General features: G+C 59.5%; 13 protein-coding genes and 1 pseudogene. 9 read left to right on the forward strand and 5 right to left on the reverse strand.

The window, feature by feature from the left end:
- Positions 1-13 precede the first annotated feature (13 nt).
- On the forward strand, positions 14-925 hold the full coding sequence (locus H8S56_RS02245) for a hydroxymethylglutaryl-CoA lyase (protein WP_187517743.1): 912 nt from the start codon (positions 14-16) through the stop codon (positions 923-925).
- Between the two features lie 283 nt (positions 926-1,208).
- Here H8S56_RS02245 and H8S56_RS24670 read toward each other — a convergent pair.
- Positions 1,209-1,459 (reverse strand): annotated as a pseudogene (locus tag H8S56_RS24670) (hypothetical protein).
- 180 nt (positions 1,460-1,639) lie between these two features.
- On the opposite strand from H8S56_RS24670, the gene H8S56_RS02250 reads away from it, so the two are divergent.
- The 4 genes from H8S56_RS02250 to H8S56_RS02265 are packed head-to-tail and all read left to right on the forward strand — an operon-like array spanning position 1,640 to position 7,224.
- Positions 1,640-2,803, forward strand: a complete 1,164-nt coding sequence (locus H8S56_RS02250; RefSeq protein ID WP_024694687.1) for an isovaleryl-CoA dehydrogenase — start codon at positions 1,640-1,642, stop codon at positions 2,801-2,803.
- A gap of 13 nt (positions 2,804-2,816) precedes the next feature.
- The gene (locus H8S56_RS02255; RefSeq protein WP_187517744.1) at positions 2,817-4,424 is read left to right on the forward strand and encodes a carboxyl transferase domain-containing protein; all 1,608 of its coding nucleotides are present in this window, start codon (positions 2,817-2,819) and stop codon (positions 4,422-4,424) included.
- Between the two features lie 8 nt (positions 4,425-4,432).
- Positions 4,433-5,272 carry a gamma-carboxygeranoyl-CoA hydratase gene (locus tag H8S56_RS02260; protein ID WP_187517745.1) on the forward strand — a complete coding sequence of 280 codons (840 nt, stop codon included), beginning with the start codon at positions 4,433-4,435 and terminating at the stop codon, positions 5,270-5,272.
- Entirely contained in the window at positions 5,269-7,224 is a 1,956-nt protein-coding gene (locus H8S56_RS02265) for an acetyl/propionyl/methylcrotonyl-CoA carboxylase subunit alpha (protein WP_187517746.1), read from the forward strand. Before H8S56_RS02260 ends, H8S56_RS02265 begins: the two co-directional genes overlap by 4 nt.
- Before the next feature lie 56 nt (positions 7,225-7,280).
- Here the strand turns inward: H8S56_RS02265 and nfuA are convergent, their stop codons facing one another.
- From nfuA to H8S56_RS02280, 3 genes are all read right to left on the reverse strand, one after another.
- A complete protein-coding gene (nfuA, locus tag H8S56_RS02270; RefSeq protein ID WP_004884435.1) occupies positions 7,281-7,874 on the reverse strand; it encodes a Fe-S biogenesis protein NfuA in 594 nt (197 codons plus the stop codon).
- A gap of 85 nt (positions 7,875-7,959) precedes the next feature.
- The gene (locus H8S56_RS02275) at positions 7,960-8,982 is read right to left on the reverse strand and encodes an acyltransferase family protein (protein WP_187517747.1); all 1,023 of its coding nucleotides are present in this window, start codon (positions 8,980-8,982) and stop codon (positions 7,960-7,962) included.
- A gap of 189 nt (positions 8,983-9,171) precedes the next feature.
- Positions 9,172-11,304 carry a fatty acid cis/trans isomerase gene (locus tag H8S56_RS02280; RefSeq protein ID WP_187517999.1) on the reverse strand — a complete coding sequence of 711 codons (2,133 nt, stop codon included), beginning with the start codon at positions 11,302-11,304 and terminating at the stop codon, positions 9,172-9,174.
- A gap of 328 nt (positions 11,305-11,632) precedes the next feature.
- Between H8S56_RS02280 and metH the strand changes: the two genes are divergently transcribed.
- Positions 11,633-15,352, forward strand: a complete 3,720-nt coding sequence (gene metH, locus H8S56_RS02285) for a methionine synthase (RefSeq protein WP_187517748.1) — start codon at positions 11,633-11,635, stop codon at positions 15,350-15,352.
- A 104-nt stretch (positions 15,353-15,456) separates the two neighbouring features.
- On the forward strand, positions 15,457-15,693 hold the full coding sequence (locus H8S56_RS02290; RefSeq protein ID WP_187517749.1) for a DUF2970 domain-containing protein: 237 nt from the start codon (positions 15,457-15,459) through the stop codon (positions 15,691-15,693).
- Here H8S56_RS02290 and H8S56_RS02295 read toward each other — a convergent pair.
- The gene (locus tag H8S56_RS02295; RefSeq protein WP_187517750.1) at positions 15,675-16,778 is read right to left on the reverse strand and encodes an ABC transporter substrate-binding protein; all 1,104 of its coding nucleotides are present in this window, start codon (positions 16,776-16,778) and stop codon (positions 15,675-15,677) included. The genes H8S56_RS02290 and H8S56_RS02295 overlap by 19 nt on opposite strands.
- Before the next feature lie 535 nt (positions 16,779-17,313).
- On the opposite strand from H8S56_RS02295, the gene H8S56_RS02300 reads away from it, so the two are divergent.
- Together H8S56_RS02300 and H8S56_RS02305 are read left to right on the forward strand one after the other, a co-directional pair.
- Positions 17,314-18,972: a nitrite/sulfite reductase gene (locus H8S56_RS02300; RefSeq protein ID WP_024684843.1), complete on the forward strand. Its 1,659-nt coding sequence runs from the start codon at positions 17,314-17,316 to the stop codon at positions 18,970-18,972.
- Entirely contained in the window at positions 18,956-19,450 is a 495-nt protein-coding gene (locus tag H8S56_RS02305; RefSeq protein WP_024684842.1) for a DUF934 domain-containing protein, read from the forward strand. The genes H8S56_RS02300 and H8S56_RS02305 overlap by 17 nt, the downstream gene beginning before the upstream one ends.
- The last annotated feature ends 70 nt before the right edge of the window (positions 19,451-19,520 follow it).

Below are 19,520 nucleotides of genomic sequence, written 5' to 3' on the forward strand. Positions count from 1 at the left end.
AGGTAGCCATCACATGTCCTTACCCCTGTCCTTGCCACAACATGTCAGTCTCGTTGAAGTGGGTCCACGAGATGGCCTGCAAAACGAATCGCGCCCGATCAGCATTGAGGACAAGGTTCGTCTGGTGGATGACCTGACAGCGGCAGGCCTGGGACACATCGAGGTCGGCAGCTTCGTGTCGCCCAAATGGGTGCCGCAAATGGCAGGCTCGGCGCAGGTCTTCGAGCAGATCCAGCGCCGTGAAGGCGTCATCTACTCTGCGCTGGCACCCAACCTCAGGGGCTTCGAAGACGCACTGGCGGCCGGCGTTCGCGAGGTCGCGGTGTTCGCAGCGGCGTCAGAAGCATTCTCGCAGCGCAACCTCAACTGCTCGATCAACGAGAGCCTGGAACGTTTCGCGCCGATCATGCAAGCCGCCCGCTTGCATGGATTGCGCGTCAGGGGCTATGTGTCCTGCGTGCTGGGCTGCCCTTACGAAGGTCGCGTCTCTGCCGAGCAAGTGGCAGCGGTGGCCAACGAGCTGCACGCGATGGGTTGTTACGAGATTTCACTGGGAGACACCATCGGCACCGGCACACCTGGGGCGACCCGGGCGCTGTTCAATACCGTGGCCGGTCAAATCCCACGCGGCAAGCTGGCCGGGCACTTTCATGACACCTACGGGCAAGCACTGGTGAACATCTACGCCAGCCTGGAGGAAGGCATTCACGTATTCGACAGCTCTGTGGCGGGTCTCGGCGGCTGCCCTTACGCCAAGGGTGCCAGCGGCAACGTCGCCACTGAAGACGTGCTCTATATGCTTGAAGGCCTGGGCATCGAAACAGGTGTCGATCTTGAACAGGTGATTCAGGCCGGACAGCGGATCTGCGACGTGCTCGAGCGCAGCAATGGGTCTCGGGTCGCGAAGGCGCGCTTGTCTGCATGAGGCCGTCGCCGGTCGACAAGCACGTGCGACACGTTGTCACAGAGTGTTACCCTGCTTCGCGTCTTGCCGGGACAAACGGGTAACACGGAAACAATCGGCAGCAAATTTGAAGGCCCCGTGGTCCAGAGAGTCGGTCAAACCCCCGGTTTCAAAGGGTTTTAAAAAACTGGCACGGGTCCTGCTATATCTCTTGTACAACAAGAATAAAAAAACACGCAGCATCCCAATAAAAACAACACGTACCGGCTCTGACACAACAAGAACAACACGGACAGAGGCGTAGCTAACAGATTTTTTTGGAGTGGATAGCTTTTCAGAACCGCTTGTTCGCAAGCCGTTCGCAGCCAGACAGAGAACAATAAAACTGCCTCAAGGCGGCTACCAGACTGGTTGGATCGATACGATGGAAGTGTCATCAGCGCTCAAAAAAATACGTTTGCTCTTGGTCCCGCATAGGGATCGCTCAAAAAAGATGTGAAGGGCAAGGTCGCCAAAAACAACAACAGGCCCCCCGATAACAAAAAAAGAGCATATGAGTAAAACCTTGAAGGGGAGCCCAGGCTCCCCTTCGTGCTTTCCGGCATTTGATCCGCCCTCTCCCCCTGCCTGCATGCCCAAGCGCTTTTGCACACAGCGTTGACAGACACGCGCCGCAAGCTTACGTTAACGTAAAGGTCATAGCCTATCCGCCAAGAATAAAACAGGACGCTACCCATGAGTTACCCCAGCCTGAACTTCGCCCTGGGCGAAACCATCGACATGCTGCGCGATCAGTTACGGTCTTTCGTTAGCGCAGAACTCTCTCCTCGTGCTGCGCAGATCGACAAGGACAACCTGTTCCCGGCCGATATGTGGCGCAAGTTCGGCGACATGGGCCTATTGGGCATCACAGTCAGCGAAGAATACGGTGGCGCAGGCCTGGGTTATCTGGCTCATGTCGTCGCGATGGAAGAAATCAGTCGCGGTTCAGCCTCGGTAGCCTTGTCTTACGGCGCACATTCCAACCTGTGCGTGAACCAGATCAATCGCAACGGTAATGCGGAGCAGAAAGCCCGCTACCTGCCCAAGCTGATCAGTGGCGAACACGTCGGCGCCCTGGCCATGAGTGAGCCCAACGCTGGCTCGGACGTGGTGTCGATGAAGCTGCGTGCCGACAAGCGCGGCGATCGTTACGTGCTCAATGGCAGCAAGACCTGGATCACCAACGGCCCCGACGCCAACACCTACGTGATCTACGCCAAGACTGACCTGGAAAAGGCTGCACACGGCATCAGCGCGTTCATCGTCGAGCGCGACTGGAAGGGTTTTTCCCGCAGTAACAAATTCGACAAGCTCGGCATGCGCGGCTCCAACACCTGCGAGCTGTTCTTCGATGACGTCGAGGTGCCTGAAGAGAACCTGCTCGGCAAACTCGACGGCGGCGTCAGGGTGCTCATGAGCGGCCTGGATTACGAGCGCGTCGTCCTGTCTGGCGGCCCGACCGGCATCATGCAGGCCTGCATGGACGTCGTGGTGCCTTACATCCACGACCGCAAGCAATTCGGCCAGAGCATTGGCGAGTTCCAGTTGATCCAGGGCAAGGTGGCAGACATGTACACCCAGCTCAACGCCAGTCGCGCCTATCTGTACGCCGTGGCCCAGGCCTGTGATCGCGGCGAAACTACCCGCAAGGACGCGGCAGGCGTGATCCTCTACAGCGCAGAGCGCGCGACGCAAATGGCGCTGGACGCCATTCAGATTCTGGGCGGCAACGGGTACATCAATGAATTCCCGGCAGGCCGATTGTTACGCGATGCCAAGCTCTATGAAATAGGCGCAGGCACCAGCGAAATCCGCCGCATGCTGATCGGCCGCGAGCTGTTCAACGAAACCCGTTGATATTGGAGTCCACATGGCCATTCTGCACACTCGCATCAATCTTCGGGACCCGCAGTACACGCTTAACCACGCTGCACTGCTGGAGCAGGTCCATGAGTTGCGCGCTCTGCTGGGCAAGGTTCAGCAAGGCGGCGGCCCCAAGGCGCAGGAGCGGCATACCTCACGCGGCAAGTTGCTGCCGCGCGAGCGCATCAATCAGTTGCTGGACATCGGTTCGCCGTTTCTGGAAATCGGCCAACTGGCGGCACACGAGGTGTACGGCGAAGACGTTCCGGCAGCGGGTGTGATTGCCGGAATCGGTCGGGTCGAAGGCGTCGAGTGCATGATCGTCGCCAACGACGCCACAGTAAAAGGCGGTTCCTACTACCCGCTGACCGTTAAAAAGCACCTGCGCGCTCAGGCCATTGCCCAGCAGAACCGCCTGCCGTGCATCTATCTGGTGGATTCCGGCGGTGCCAACCTCCCGCGTCAGGACGAGGTTTTTCCGGATCGAGAGCACTTTGGCCGGATCTTCTTCAACCAGGCCAACATGAGTGCCCAGGGTATTGCGCAGATCGCCGTGGTCATGGGGTCCTGCACTGCCGGCGGCGCCTACGTGCCCGCGATGGCCGACGAAGCGATCATGGTCCGTGAGCAGGCGACCATCTTTCTCGCCGGACCGCCGCTGGTGAAGGCGGCGACCGGCGAAGTTGTCAGCGCCGAGGACCTGGGGGGTGCCGATGTGCATTGCCGCACCTCAGGCGTGGCCGACCATTATGCCGAGAGCGATGAGCATGCACTGGCGCTGGCCCGACGCTGCATCGCCAACCTGAACTGGCGCAAGCAAGGCCAGTTGAACGTGAAAACACCGATCGATCCGCTGTACGCCAGCGACGAGCTGTACGGCATCATTCCAGCCGACACCAAACAGCCGTTCGACGTACGCGAAGTCATCGCCCGCCTGGTGGACGGCTCGGTCTTCGATGAGTTCAAGGCGCTGTTCGGTACCACGCTGGTCTGCGGCTTCGCTCATCTGAAAGGCTATCCGATCGCGATCCTGGCCAACAACGGCATTCTGTTCGCCGAGGCAGCGCAGAAAGGCGCGCACTTCATCGAACTGGCCTGCCAGCGCGGCATCCCGCTGCTCTTCCTGCAGAACATCACGGGCTTCATGGTCGGTCAGAAATACGAGGCCGGCGGTATCGCCAAGCACGGTGCCAAGCTGGTGACCGCCGTGGCCTGCGCTCGTGTGCCGAAATTCACCGTGATCATCGGCGGCAGTTTCGGTGCGGGCAACTACGGCATGTGTGGCCGTGCCTACGACCCGCGTTTTCTGTGGATGTGGCCCAACGCCAGAATCGGTGTCATGGGCGGCGAGCAGGCCGCAGGCGTGCTGGTGCAAGTCAAATGCGAACAGGCTGAACGTAGCGGTCAGGCTTTCAGCGCGCAACAGCAGGCCGAGTTGAAGCAGCCGATCCTCGATCAGTATGAGCACCAAGGCCATCCGTATTATTCCAGTGCCCGCCTGTGGGACGACGGCGTCATTGACCCGGCGCAAACCCGGGACATCCTCGCATTGGCCCTCAGCGCTTCGCTCAACGCGCCCATAGAACCCACCACGTTCGGCCTGTTCCGAATGTAAGCCGGGAAATGACCATGACTGCATTCGCGACAATAGAACTGATCGACGACCCACGCGGTTTCGCCACGCTGTGGATGAGCCGTGCGGACAAGAACAACGCCTTCAACGCGCAAATGATCCGTGAGCTGATCCTGGCGCTGGACGCCGTGCAGAGTAATCCTGCGTTGCGCTTCCTGCTGGTGCGCGGTCGCGGCAAGCATTTCAGCGCGGGGGCTGACCTGGCCTGGATGCAACAGGCCGCAGAACTGGACTACAACACCAATCTGGACGACGCCCGGGAGCTGGCCGAGCTGATGTACAACCTCGCCAAACTGAAAATTCCGACCCTGGCCGTCGTGCAGGGCGCAGCCTTCGGGGGTGCACTGGGCCTGATCAGTTGCTGCGACATGGCGATTGCTGCTGAGGATGCGCAGTTCTGCCTGTCCGAAGTGCGCATTGGCCTTGCGCCCGCGGTCATCAGCCCGTTTGTGGTTCAGGCCATTGGCGAACGCGCTGCACGGCGTTACGCGCTGACAGCAGAACGCTTCAGCGCCCAGCGCGCGCAACAAATCGGTCTGGTCGCCGAGCATTACCCGGTCGCAGAGCTGGAAAGCCAGACAGCGCTCTGGGTCGACAATCTGTTGCTGAACAGCCCGCAAGCCATGCGCGCCAGCAAGGACCTGCTGCGCGAAGTCGGCAGCGGCGTGTTGACCCCTGCCCTGCGTCGTTACTGCGAGAGCGCCATCGCCCGCATTCGTACCAGCGCCGAAGGTCAGGAAGGCCTGCGCGCGTTCCTGAATAAACGCTCGCCCGGCTGGCAGGCACAGCCCGAACAAGGCGTTTCCCACGAAAAGGACTCGCACTCATGAGCCACCTTGAACTGAACACGCTGCTGGTCGCCAACCGTGGCGAAATCGCCTGCCGTATCATGCGCACGGCAAAGAAAATGGGACTGACCACGGTCGCCGTGCACAGTGCAACCGACCGCGATGCACGGCACAGTCGCGAGGCGGACCTCTGCGTCGATCTGGGCGGCAACAAGGCATCGGAAAGCTACCTTGTGATCGAAAAACTGATCGCCGCTGCCAAAGCCAGTGGGGCGCAGGCGATTCATCCCGGTTACGGCTTTCTTTCGGAGAACGCTGACTTTGCCCGCGCTATTGAAACCGCAGGCCTGATTTTTCTCGGTCCACCCGCCTCGGCCATCGACGCCATGGGCAGCAAATCAGCGGCCAAAACGTTGATGGAAGAGGCAGGCGTGCCACTGGTGCCGGGTTATCACGGCGCGGCGCAGGACATCGAAACCTTTAGCGCCGCAGCCCAGCGCATCGGCTACCCGGTGCTGCTCAAGGCCACAGCCGGCGGTGGCGGTAAAGGCATGAAGGTGGTCGAGCAGCCTGGCGAGCTGGCAGAAGCGTTGGCCTCAGCCCAGCGTGAAGCGCTGTCTTCGTTTGGCGACTCACGCATGCTGGTCGAAAAATATGTACTCCAGCCGCGCCACGTCGAGATACAGGTGTTCGCCGATCAGCATGGCCATTGCCTGTACCTGAATGAGCGTGATTGCTCGATTCAGCGTCGTCACCAGAAAGTCGTCGAAGAAGCACCGGCTCCCGGCCTCTCTCCAGAACGCCGACGGGCGATGGGCGAAGCCGCCGTCAAGGCGGCGCAAGCCATTGGTTATGTGGGCGCAGGCACGGTGGAGTTTCTGCTGGACGCACGCGGCGAGTTCTTCTTCATGGAGATGAACACACGCCTGCAGGTCGAACACCCGGTCACCGAATACATCACAGGGCTCGATCTGGTGGAATGGCAGATCCGCGTAGCGCGTGGTGAACCGTTGCCCCTTACGCAGGCGCAGGTCCCGCTGATCGGCCACGCCATCGAAGTGCGGCTGTACGCCGAAGACCCGGCCAATGATTTCCTGCCGGCAACCGGCACGCTTGATCTCTATCGCGAGCCAGAGCCGGGCTACGGGCGACGCGTCGACAGCGGCGTGGCCGAAGGCGACCTCATTTCGCCGTTCTACGACCCGATGCTGGGCAAGTTGATTGCCTGGGGCGAGAACCGCGAGGAGGCGCGCTTGCGCCTGCTGAGCATGCTCGACGAGTTCGCCGTCGGTGGCGTAAAAACCAACCTGGCCTTTCTGCGCAGAATCATCGCCCACCCCGCCTTCGCCGACGGGCAACTGGACACTGGTTTTATCCCGCGCCATCAGGCTCGATTACTCCCCGAACCGCAGCCCTTGCCGGAAGCCTTCTGGCAGGCGGCAGCCGAAGCCTTCTGGCAGAGCGAGCCCCAGCGTATTCGCGAAGACGATCACGCTTCGCCCTGGAGCACAGCGTCAGGGTTTCGCGCCGGTCTGCCGTCGGAAATCGATGTCACTCTGGAGTGTAATGCCGAGCACAATCGGGTCCGGCTGCGCAATGACAGTGCCTCGAGGTATCGGCTGAACGCAGAGACACTGCGTGTCGATACCGATGGCGTCCGGCATCCGCATCTGGCCATACGACGAGGTGCCAGCCTTTACCTGAAATGGCATGGCGAGCTGTACACCGTCACCCGGCAAGACCCGATCGCGCAGGCAGACATGAACCATGCACAACACGGCGGGCTCGTCGCGCCCATGAATGGCAGTATCGTGCGCGTGTTGGTCGAGTCAGGTCAGCGGGTCGAAGCAGGTTCGCTGCTGGTGGTGCTGGAAGCCATGAAGATGGAGCACAGCATCCGCGCCGCCGCCCCAGGCGTAGTGACGGCCCTGCACTGCCAGGAAGGCGACATGGTCAATGAGGGTACGGTGCTGGTTGCGGTAGAGCCCGACTGACAGCGGATACAAAAATGCCCCGATCAGGTCGGGGCATTTTCGAATTGACCAACCACTCAGTAGTAAGCGTTTTCTTTCTGGGTGTGGTCAGTCACATCACGCACACCCGACAACTCGGGAATGCGCTCCAGCAAGGTGCGCTCGATGCCTTCCTTCAAGGTGACATCCGCCTGACCGCAGCCCTGGCAACCACCACCGAACTGCAGAACAGCGATGTTCTGCGTGTCTTCCTCGACCACGTCGATCAACGTGACCTGGCCGCCATGACTGGCGAGCCCCGGGTTGATTTCGGTTTGCAGGTAGTAATTGATGCGCTCGTTGATCGGGCTGTCGGCATTGACCATCGGCACTTTGGCGTTCGGTGCCTTGATGGTCAGCTGGCCGCCCATGCGGTCGGTGGCATAGTCGACGACAGCGTCGTCCAGAAAGGCCTCGCTGAAACCATCGATCCAGGCCGTGAAGCTTTTCAGGCCAATGGCCTTGTCTTCAGGCTTTTCTTCGCCCGGCTTGCAATAGGCGATACAGGTTTCGGCGTACTGAGTGCCCGGTTGGGTAATAAAGACGCGGATGCCGATGCCTGGAGTGTTCTGCTTTTCCAGCAGATCGGCCAGATAATCGTGGGCGGCGTCGGTAATAGTGATAGCGGTCATGAACATTCCTCGCAGACGTGCCGGCAGTTTACGCCAATCGAGGTCGCCACACAAAGTCCTAGTATTTTTGTCGGAAAAGCGCTCATTACGAAACTGCTCTTGCGGGCTGCACGGCTCGTCGGGCGTCCAGCCAGTCTTTAAGCCGACGGTACACCCCCTTCTCGATCCATTCGTAACTGAGCCAGGCACCGATAGCGATCACCGGCACGCAGAAAGCGAACACCAGATAAGGGCTCAACCCATAGCGCTGTGCCATCAGCAAACCGCCGTACAGCACCAGTACATGCAACAGGTACACCGAATACGAGCAATCACCCAGCACCTTGAGCAGTCGGCTACCCCGGAAATATGGTTCCAGTGAAATACAGGACAGCACGATCAGCGCGCTGGGCAATCCCCAGTTCAACAGGCGCTGATCATTGGTCAGATGATTGATCGCATACAGCCCCACAGCGATCCCCGCCAGCGGCAGCCAGAGCGCTTCCTTGATCCAGCCACGGCGATAAAGAATGCCGATACCGATACCCAACAAGAACTCATAAATGATGTCATTACCGTAGAAGCGGCTGATCACCCCGGCCTTGGCCAGCACTTCGCTGACGCCGAACAACGCCGCCGCGATGATCAGCGGCCGGTGACGCTGCTTGAACAGAAACACCATGGAGAACAGCAGGTAGAAGAACATCTCGTAGTTGAGCGTCCAGCCCACATTCAGCGTGGGGTAAAGGCCATAGCCGCCCGGATTCTCCGAAGGAATGAAAACCAGTGACAACAGGAAGTTCTGCCAGCCAATGACCTGATGCGGCAACATCGGCGCTGCCGCCAGCAACAGCAAGCCCATGGCAGCGGTGTACAGCCAGTACGCGGGGACGATACGAATCAGGCGATGGAGAATGAAACGCCCGGCGGGCATATCGCTCTTCTGGGTGGACAGGAAAATCACCAGCCCGCTTATGACGAAAAAGATATCGACGCCTACCGCGCCTTTGGAAACGAAGAATTCACCGATAGGGCCACTGGCCTTGAAGTCGTAAAAAATCTGCATGAAGTGATGACACACCACGACCCACGCCGCGAATGCCCGTAAGGCCTGTACCGAAATCAACATCCAAAAACCTCTACTGCCTGACTTTCAACTCAACCACGGATCTGCGCTCGACGCTTGCGTCTTGTTCCATGGCGCGCCCTTCTCGGACCGCCTGTTTGGAAAAAAGATCGTAGAAAATGTGATTCGTTCAGGTTTCTAGAGATGGCCGCAGGCCATGTATCTCATGGCCTGCAGCCGGAAATGACCGGCCTAGAGGTTCTCGTAGCGGTTCATGTCGAGCACTGCAGCTTCGCGCGGAGTGGTTTCCTGAAGATAACGATTCAGGTCGTGGAAATACGTCCAGAACAAGGGATGCGTGCGCCGGATGCCCCAGCGCTGAACAATCTGTTCAAAGCTCGCCTGATCCTTGCTCTGCTGCATGGCATCGACGAACGTTGGCACTTCGGCAGCCGGGATATTGAACATGAAGTTCGGGTAGCTGCTGAGCACGCCAGGGTAGATGGTCAGCGTATCCAGCCCCGGAATGTAGCGATACGACTCTCCGAGCAGGAATGCCACATTGGTGTGTGCACGATTGCGCAGCATGCTGTACATCTCTCGCTTGCCCCCACTGTCCTCGATTCGCAGCATGGTGGCTTCGGGCAGTTGATCGATGACCTTGAGGCCAGCAGCAGGTCGCGACGCCAAACGGCTGAGCGCCTGCTCTGCCTGAGCAAGACTGGCGCTCAGGCCGGGACGCGAGCAGTAGGCGCTGTTGCAGCGATTGATCGGATCGGGCGAGGCATTGAGCGGCCCCGCCTGCTCGATCAGTCGGGTAGCGAAATCGCGCACGGGGCTTTTCTTGTCCAGCCTGATGCCCGTTGGCGTGTCATCGTCGATGTCCTGATAGTCCAGCCACATCTTGAACTTGCCACTGTCCTGATAGAGATCACCGAGCAGGTTCTCGCGCACATCCGCAGGCATCAGACGCAGGAAATTGATCTCCGCACCGTTGCGAATCAAATCGAAGTACAGGCGCGTCTGGGCTTGATGGGACACGTTGCCGTACACGTCGAAATTGACCGCCAACTGATAGTAGGTGCGCTCCAGCAACGGATAATCGAACAGCCACATGGAGTGCGGTACATCGCCGATCAAGCCTTTGTTGACCGATGCGCTGTCGAAATGGCGGAAGACAGTCAACAACGCGTTGTCATCGCCCGCCCAAATATCATCCCAGCCCGGCGGCGGTTTCTTCGCGTAAGTGTCGCGGCGCAGGTCTTCATAAGCGTTGCGGCGGTCGCGGTACGACAGCCACAGGCCCAGCACGCTGCCCACGTCATCGTTCTGCCCAGGCATGGCCAGCAGCGGCGTGGCCTCCCCCCGATACACGGCATCGGTCACGTAACGATCATGGCCAGGCTCCTGGAACATCACCCAGAACTGATCGCGGATCACGTCGGTCGCAATCTGCCCACGGCACACCGGACCACGAATGAAAGTGCGCACGAAGTACTCGGCGTTATCGAGCATGAACTGATAGCGCGCGGCAGCCGGTATCGCCTCGAAGGTCAGAAACGGATTGGCCCGATGCCCAGGACCATAGCCGGGCAATGCGGCGACCTTCCAGTCGTTGCCATAGAACAGCTGCCTGACCCGCGCCATTTTCTGCGGGCTCAGCGCATACGTGATGTGCGTCTTGTGAACAATCACACCCTGTACGGGAACAAGCCGGTAATAGAAGTCACTGCCTGGGTCATCGTTGGGCCGCCGCGTGGCGATCAGGTCCACCGGTTTACCGGTCGGCGTGCGTGAACGTACCCACTGATAGAAATGCCCCGCTGCGCCGTCTTCGAAGTAGATATGGGCCAGAAACAGGTGCTCGAATAGCCAGCGGCCAACCAGCGCCTGATTGGCACCTGCCTGATTAAGCAGGTTTTCCCAGGCAAGAATCTGGCTCGCCTCAGTGACCGTCGGCGTGATTGACTGCGGCTCAACCGGAGCGCCTGCCGCCAGCCAGCGTTGCAGGGTCTGGTACTCGGCGTCGGTCAGCCCGGCCACCGCCAACGGCATGCCTTGCTGGGCGTGCGCCGCAGCGTAGGCATTGAATTCACCGGGCAACGGGCAGATGTTTTCCCGGTTAATGCCCAGTGCAATGCTGTCAGGGATCTTGCTGTTGGCAGGCAATGGCGCACTGCGACCCAGTTCCAGCATGCGGGTCATCAACGCCGCCTGGCTGCCCTGTGCATCAAGCACCGAATAGAAACCCTTGCCGCGCCAGGCGTCCGTGTCGCGGGCGTCGTAAAACAAGCGGGTCGGGTCAACAGCCCGGGTTCGATCCCCTTGATAGACCGGTATCTTGTTGGCCCCGCGACTTACACCTTCGCCACTGCCCAGATTCAACTGACAAGGCGCATCGTTACACGCATGGCAGGCCACGCACTTTTCGGTGAGGATGGGTTGAATATCACGCACATAGGAAATGGCGGGAGACGAGGCCGGCGGGGATGTCTGGGCCTGGAGCGCACAGCAGGAAAAAAGCAGGACGATGCCTGCCAGAAAGCGGTACGGCATCGAACCTGAGCCCTGATATTAAAAAGGCAGTAAGTTTACAAGGGCCTGCGCGCGCCCAACATGAATGATTTTCATGCAAAAGCCCTGACAACACTAAATCCGTTCCGGTTTGCTATTATCGCGTTCTTTAAGTATCGACCTTCTCAAGGTAGCCCTCATGTCTGACCGCAGCGCCCGCCATCAAGCCTTTCTCGACGCTCTGAAACAGAGGATCCTGATCCTCGATGGCGGCATGGGCACCATGATCCAGAGCTACAGGCTTGAGGAGCAGGACTATCGCGGCAAGCGTTTCGCCGACTGGCCCAGCGACGTCAAGGGTAACAACGACCTGCTGATACTGACTCGCCCGGACGTGATTGGCGCCATCGAGAAGGAATACCTGGATGCGGGCGCCGACATCCTTGAAACCAATACCTTCAACGCCACTCAGGTGTCCCAGGCCGATTACGGCATGGAATCGATTGTCTACGAACTGAACGTCGAAGGCGCGCGTCTGGCGCGCAAGGTCGCGGACGCCAAGACCCTGGAAACCCCGGACAAGCCACGCTTCGTCGCAGGTGTGCTCGGGCCTACGAGTCGCACCTGCTCGCTGTCGCCAGACGTCAACAACCCAGGCTATCGCAACGTCACCTTTGACGAACTGGTGGAAAACTACACCGAAGCCACACGTGGCCTGATCGAAGGCGGCGCGGACCTGATCCTGATCGAAACCATTTTCGACACCCTCAACGCCAAGGCCGCGATTTTCGCGGTGCAAGGTGTGTTCGAAGAACTGGGTTTCGAACTGCCGATCATGATTTCCGGCACCATCACGGATGCGTCTGGCCGTACCTTGTCGGGCCAGACCACTGAGGCGTTCTGGAACTCTATCAGTCACGCCAGACCCATTTCCGTGGGCCTGAACTGCGCGCTGGGCGCCAGTGAGCTGCGTCCGTACCTGCAGGAACTGGCCAACAAGGCCAATACCCACGTATCCGCGCACCCCAACGCAGGCTTGCCTAACGCGTTTGGTGAGTACGACGAGCTGCCGAGCCAGACCGCGAAGATCATTGAGGAATTCGCTCAGAGCGGCTTCCTGAATATCGTCGGCGGCTGCTGCGGCACGACCCCCGCGCACATTAAGGCCATCGCCCAGGCGGTCTCGGGCTATGCGCCGCGCCAGATCCCGGACATTCCCAAGGCCTGCCGCCTGTCGGGTCTGGAGCCCTTCACCATCGATCGTCAGTCGCTGTTCGTCAACGTCGGCGAGCGCACCAACATCACCGGTTCTGCCCGTTTTGCCCGCCTCATCCGTGAAGACAACTACACCGAAGCGCTGGAAGTCGCCCTGCAGCAGGTCGAAGCCGGTGCACAGGTGATCGACATCAACATGGACGAAGGCATGCTGGACTCGAAGAAGGCCATGGTGACCTTCCTCAACCTGATCGCAGGCGAGCCGGACATCTCTCGCGTGCCGATCATGATCGACTCCTCCAAGTGGGAAGTCATCGAAGCGGGCCTGAAATGCATTCAGGGCAAGGGCATCGTCAACTCGATCAGCATGAAGGAAGGCGTCGAGCAGTTCATTCACCACGCCAGGTTGTGCAAGCGTTATGGCGCCGCCGTGGTGGTCATGGCCTTCGACGAACAGGGTCAGGCCGATACCGAGGCGCGCAAGAAAGAAATCTGCAAGCGCTCCTATGACATTCTGGTCAATGAAGTGGGTTTTCCGCCGGAAGACATCATTTTCGACCCGAACATCTTCGCCATCGCCACCGGCATCGAAGAACACAACAACTATGCCGTGGACTTCATCAACGCCTGTGCCTATATCCGCGATGAACTGCCGTACGCACTGACCTCTGGCGGCGTCTCCAACGTGTCGTTCTCGTTCCGGGGCAACAACCCGGTGCGCGAGGCGATTCACTCGGTGTTCCTGCTGCATGCGATCCGCAACGGCCTGAGCATGGGTATCGTCAACGCCGGGCAACTGGAAATCTACGACCAGATCCCGGCCGAGCTGCGCGACTGCGTCGAAGACGTGGTGCTCAACCGCAACCCTGACGGCACCGATGCGCTGCTGGCGATTGCCGACAAGTTCAAGGGTGATGGCAGCGTCAAGGAAGCCGAAACCGAAGAGTGGCGCAGCTGGCCGGTCAATCAGCGTCTGGAACACGCGCTGGTCAAAGGCATCACCACGCACATCGTTGAAGACACTGAAGAATCACGTGTGTCGTTCAATCGTCCTATCGAAGTGATCGAAGGCCCGCTGATGTCCGGCATGAACGTGGTCGGCGACCTGTTTGGCTCCGGCAAGATGTTCTTGCCGCAGGTGGTCAAATCCGCCCGCGTGATGAAGCAGGCGGTCGCGCACCTGATTCCGTTCATCGAACTGGAAAAAGGCGACAAGCCGGAGGCCAAAGGCAAGATCCTGATGGCCACGGTCAAGGGCGACGTGCACGACATCGGCAAGAATATCGTGGGCGTGGTGCTGGGCTGTAACGGCTACGACATCGTTGACCTGGGCGTGATGGTGCCTGCCGAGAAGATCCTGCAGGTGGCGCGCGAACAGAAGTGCGACATCATCGGACTGTCCGGCCTGATTACCCCGTCGCTGGACGAGATGGTCCACGTTGCGCGGGAAATGCAGCGGCAGGATTTCCACCTGCCACTGATGATCGGCGGCGCGACGACCTCCAAGGCGCACACGGCGGTCAAGATCGAACCCAAATACAGTAACGATGCGGTGATCTACGTGACCGATGCTTCACGTGCCGTCGGCGTTGCAACTCAATTGTTGTCAAAGGAACTCAAGCCCGCCTTCATCGAGAAGACCCGTCTGGAATACATCGAAGTGCGCGAACGCACCTCGGCCCGCAGCTCGCGCACCGAGCGCCTGAGCTACGGCGCGGCGGTGGCGAAGAAGCCGCAGTTCGACTGGGAAAACTACACGCCCGCCCAGCCGACCTTTACCGGCACTCGCGTGCTCAATGACATCGACCTGAACGTACTGGCCGATTACATCGACTGGACGCCGTTCTTCATTTCGTGGGATCTGGCCGGCAAATACCCACGCATCCTGACCGACGAGGTCGTGGGTGAGGCTGCCACAGCGCTGTTCGCCGACGCACAGCAGATGCTGCGCAAGCTGATCGACGAAAAACTGATCAGCGCTCGCGCCGTCTTTGGCTTCTGGCCGGCCAATCAGGTCGATCACGATGATCTGGAAGTCTATGGCGACGACGGCAAACCGCTGGCGAAACTCCACCACCTGCGCCAGCAGACCATTAAACCCGACGGCAAACCGAATTTCTCGCTCGCTGATTTCGTTGCGCCCAAGAGCAGCGGCCTGACCGACTACATCGGTGGGTTCATCACCACCGCAGGCATCGGTGCCGAAGAAGTGGCCAAGGCCTATCAGGACAAGGGCGACGATTACAACTCGATCATGGTCAAGGCTCTCGCCGACCGCTTGGCCGAGGCCTGCGCCGAATGGCTGCACCAGCAGGTGCGCAAGGAATATTGGGGTTACGCGAAGGACGAGGCGCTGGACAACGAAGCGCTGATCAAGGAGCAATACCTGGGCATTCGTCCGGCTCCGGGCTATCCAGCCTGCCCTGACCACACCGAAAAAGGCACCTTGTTTGCCCTGCTCGACCCGCTGCCGGAAGGCACGCCCGAGCATACGCCCGGCCGCAGCGGCGTGTTCCTGACCGAGCACTACGCAATGTTCCCCGCAGCTGCCGTCAGTGGCTGGTACTTCGCCCACCCTCAGGCGCAGTACTTCGCTGTGGGCAAGATCGACAAGGACCAGATCGAGAGCTACACCGCCCGCAAAGGTCAGGACCTGAGCGTGACCGAGCGCTGGCTGGCGCCGAACCTGGGCTACGACGAATAATCCCAGGCACCCCTTACATCGTCGCCGGGCAATCCGGCGACGAGATGCTCCTACCCGCAACACCAGTCTGGCTACGCTGAACAGGTAGTGTTCAGTCGAGTGCTATGGGCAATCCCTGCGAAGACTCATTCCCACCTTCCCAAGACAAGACCACCGCCTTTTGGCAGATACCACACAGCGTGCTGGCAGCGGCACTCGGCGTGCAGATTGGCCCGCGTCGAGAGCATGACTTTACTCATAGCAAACCTGCCCGCTTTTTGTTGCCGGGCCTGTGGCTCACCGTGGTATCCGTTGCGATTCTGCTCGGCATCGTGCAACTGCTTTATCTGGCGCCGGAGTGAGCGGGCGGCGGCAGCATGCTCTTCAAGGCGAACGGCGAGGCATCTCCCGTGGCGCTGATGTTGAACGCGTGAACATCAAGTCGATAACGCTCGTTCCAGGTCGCCTCCAGAAAACGTTGCGCATCCTTGCGCTCGACCAGGTGCAAGACTTCGATGGTTCTGGCGCCTGCCTGTTTGCGTGTTTGTCGCTGAGCGGTGTCATAACGATGCAGCAGAATGATCGCCCAACCGCCAAGGGTGAAGTGACCAGTGGCAACTACGCTCAGGCTTCCGTCCAGTTGCGCTTGCAGCGAAAGCGAGGTGCCATTGATGGCGCTGAACAGAATGTCCTTGCCCGGACGTCCACCCCGCTCGCGCAGCGCCTCCATCGCGCCGAACGCCATCTGTTCGTTGGCCGACCAGATCAGGCGAATGCCCGGGTAACGATTGAGCAACACGCGCGCCTGCTCCAGCGCGCGATCCGTGCGCCAGCCACCCAAAACGATCTGCCGCAAATGCACTTCCGGATGCTCCGCAAGTGCACGACGCAGGCCCTGCTCGCGATACAGTGAAACAGGCGTGGTATTGGTGCCCGAAAAAGCCAGCATCTCCACCACCCCACCCTCTTCGGCAGGTGGTGAAAGGCTGATCAGCCGCTTGGCAGTGAGATAACCGCCCTCCTCGTCATTGCCGGTCAGACTACCGATGAAGTCGGGATAGCGGGTGGGAAGATCGCCGAGGATGCGGATCTGATCCGCCGTCAGCGTGTTGTTGACGGCGAACAACTTCACGCCACTGCCTCGGGACAGACGCAGGATTTCCGGCGCGACGTTAAGCTCGTTGGAAAACAGCAAATAATCCGGGCGCACACTGCCTTGCAGCGTTTCGCGCGCCATCGCCAGAAGTTTTCGGGTGTCCCGGTCAGAATACAGAACCTGCAATGTCATGCCGGTGGTGTGAGCCGCCGATTGCATCACCCGCACATAACTGCGCCAATACCCTTCACTCTCAGCAGCGGGACTGATGAACACCACGCTCGCCGCCCATGCCGAACCCGTCCACAGACAGCTGAACAGAACCAGCCAACGGACCACCAACACTTTCATATATAGACCTTGAACCGCGGGTTGATCGCTCTATAGCTGATCTATCGGCTGCACGCGCAGGGTTCTGGAGCGCTAGAACGAATTCTTTGCTGTGCGCTAGTGTCCGCTAACCCAGAACACGGCGGCGCCCACGGCCAGGATGATGATGAAAAGTATGGCCCAGGCATCCACGGAACTGTTGGACTTGGTCGTTTTAGGGTGCTTGCTCATCGCATCGCCTCTTGTAAGTCTTGTGGGTGATTGCATATGAAAAGATTGACGCAACACGCATCAGGCAGTGATCAAACCTCAGTTAAGTCGAGACTTGCCCACACGGCAAGCAAGGTCTTGTTCAATCGCCGGGTTGCTTATCGCTTTTAGTGATTTGCATATATATAAACATCACTTTTATCGATATCTGCAAGCTGCTATCTTCGCCTCCGCTCCGCAAGGAGTGCGCGACCGTGCGCGCAGAATTGATTGAATGAAGCAGTGCCCCGATACGCGTGACCTGCAGCGGCGCTGCTTCATTACGAAGCCTGAGAACAGGACCTATATGTACGTATACGACGATTACGATCAGAGGATCATCGAGGACCGCGTCAAGCAGTTCCGGGATCAGACTCGACGCTACCTGGCCGGGGAACTGAGCGAGGAAGAGTTTCGACCGTTGCGCCTGCAAAACGGTCTCTATGTTCAGCGTTTCGCGCCGATGCTGCGTGTTGCCGTGCCCTACGGCCAACTGACGTCGCGCCAGACCCGCATGATGGCGAAAATTGCTCGTGACTTCGACAAGGGTTACGCGCACATCAGCACCCGCCAGAACGTACAGTTCAACTGGCCGGCACTGGAAGACGTGCCAGACATCCTGGCGGAACTCGCCACGGTGCAGATGCATGCCATCCAGACCAGCGGCAACTGCCTGCGCAACGTGACCACCGACCAGTTTGCCGGTGTCGCCGCAGATGAGCTGGTGGATCCGCGTCCATGGTGCGAGATCGTCCGTCAGTGGACCACGTTCCACCCGGAGTTCGCCTACCTGCCGCGTAAATTCAAGATTGCGATCAATGGCTCGAGCGGCGACCGTGCGGCCATTGAAGTACACGACATCGGCCTTGAGCCGCTGCACAACGCAGCCGGCGAGCTGGGTTTCCGTGTCTTGGTCGGCGGCGGCCTGGGCCGTACGCCGGTCGTCGGAGCCTTCATTAATGAGTTCCTGCCGTGGCAGGACCTGTTGAGCTACCTCGACGCCATCCTGCGTGTCTACAACCGCTATGGCCGTCGTGACAACAAGTACAAGGCGCGCATCAAGATTCTGGTCAAGGCACTGACGCCTGAAGTGTTCGCCGAGAAAGTCGAAGCAGAAATGGCTCACTTGCGCGGCGGCAAGACCACCCTGACCGAAGCTGAAGTGGAACGCGTTTCCAGGCACTTCGTCGACCCCGACTACAAGGCTTTGACGGATCAGCACGCCGAACTCGCCGCGCTTGATGCTCAGCACCCAGGCTTCGCCCGGTGGCGTCAACGCAACGTGTTCGCGCACAAAAAGCCGGGCTATGTGGCCGTGACCCTGTCGCTCAAACCGACGGGCGTTGCGCCGGGTGACTTGACCGACAAGCAGCTGGACGCCGTCGCCGACCTGGCGGATCGCTACAGCTTCGGCGAACTGCGCACCTCCCACGAACAGAACATCATTCTGGCGGACGTGGAGCAGAGCGAGCTGTTCACGCTGTGGAACGAGCTGCGCGAAAACGGCTTCGCCACGCCAAACATCGGCCTGCTGACCGACATCATCTGCTGCCCTGGCGGCGACTTCTGCTCGCTGGCCAACGCCAAGTCCATCCCGATTGCAGAATCGATCCAGCGTCGTTTCGACGACCTGGATTACCTGTTCGATATCGGCGAGCTGGACCTGAACATTTCCGGCTGCATGAACGCCTGTGGTCACCACCACGTCGGCCATATCGGCATTCTGGGCGTGGACAAGAAAGGCGAAGAGTTCTATCAGGTTTCGCTGGGTGGCAGCGCCAGCCGCGACGCGAGTCTGGGCAAGATCCTTGGCCCGTCCTTCGCTCAGGACGCAATGCCGGATGTGATCGAGAAGCTGATCGACGTCTACATCGAGAAACGCAACGAAGACGAGCGCTTCATCGACACTTATCAGCGTATTGGCATTGACCCTTTCAAGGAGCGCGTCTATGCAGCGAATCATTAAGAACAACGAAGTCATCGACGAAACCTGGCACCTGCTGCCCAAGGACACGACCTTCGACAGCCTGTCCAACTGCGACGACCTGATCGTGCCGCTTGCACTGTGGCGCGAACATGGTCACGCACTCAAGGCGCGTGACGGCGGTCTGGGTGTGTGGCTGGACAGCGATGAGGAAGCTGAGGAAATCGGTGATGCAGTCGATCAGTTCCAGGTTATTGCCCTGAACTTCCCGGCCTTCACCGACGGGCGCAACTTCTCCAATGCGCGTCTGCTGCGTGATCGGTACGGTTACAAAGGCGAATTGCGCGCCATCGGTGATGTGCTGCGCGACCAGTTGTTCTACATGCGCCGCTGCGGTTTCGACGCGTTTGCGGTGCGTGCCGACAAGGACCCGTACGAAGCGCTGGAAGGTTTGAAGGATTTCTCGGTGACCTATCAGGCCGCTACCGACGAACCTCTACCCTTGTTCCGTCGCCGCTGATTGCACTGATTCGGTGACAGCAAAAAGCCCGGACCTTCATTGAAGGTCCGGGCTTTTTGTTGGGTACTGT

Source organism: Pseudomonas triticifolii, assembly GCF_014358015.1.
Classification (GTDB): Bacteria; Pseudomonadota; Gammaproteobacteria; order Pseudomonadales; family Pseudomonadaceae; genus Aquipseudomonas; species Aquipseudomonas triticifolii.

Coding starts and splice junctions, on each gene's coding strand:
- H8S56_RS02260 (WP_187517745.1), top strand. CDS start 4,433: ATGACCATGACTGCATTCGCGACAATAGAACTGATCGACGACCCACGC.
- H8S56_RS02250 (WP_024694687.1), top strand. CDS start 1,640: ATGAGTTACCCCAGCCTGAACTTCGCCCTGGGCGAAACCATCGACATG.
- H8S56_RS02265 (WP_187517746.1), top strand. CDS start 5,269: ATGAGCCACCTTGAACTGAACACGCTGCTGGTCGCCAACCGTGGCGAA.
- metH (WP_187517748.1), top strand. CDS start 11,633: ATGTCTGACCGCAGCGCCCGCCATCAAGCCTTTCTCGACGCTCTGAAA.
- H8S56_RS02305 (WP_024684842.1), top strand. CDS start 18,956: ATGCAGCGAATCATTAAGAACAACGAAGTCATCGACGAAACCTGGCAC.
- H8S56_RS02300 (WP_024684843.1), top strand. CDS start 17,314: ATGTACGTATACGACGATTACGATCAGAGGATCATCGAGGACCGCGTC.
- H8S56_RS02245 (WP_187517743.1), top strand. CDS start 14: ATGTCCTTACCCCTGTCCTTGCCACAACATGTCAGTCTCGTTGAAGTG.
- H8S56_RS02295 (WP_187517750.1), bottom strand. CDS start 16,778: ATGAAAGTGTTGGTGGTCCGTTGGCTGGTTCTGTTCAGCTGTCTGTGG.
- H8S56_RS02275 (WP_187517747.1), bottom strand. CDS start 8,982: ATGTTGATTTCGGTACAGGCCTTACGGGCATTCGCGGCGTGGGTCGTG.
- H8S56_RS02290 (WP_187517749.1), top strand. CDS start 15,457: ATGGGCAATCCCTGCGAAGACTCATTCCCACCTTCCCAAGACAAGACC.
- nfuA (WP_004884435.1), bottom strand. CDS start 7,874: ATGACCGCTATCACTATTACCGACGCCGCCCACGATTATCTGGCCGAT.
- H8S56_RS02255 (WP_187517744.1), top strand. CDS start 2,817: ATGGCCATTCTGCACACTCGCATCAATCTTCGGGACCCGCAGTACACG.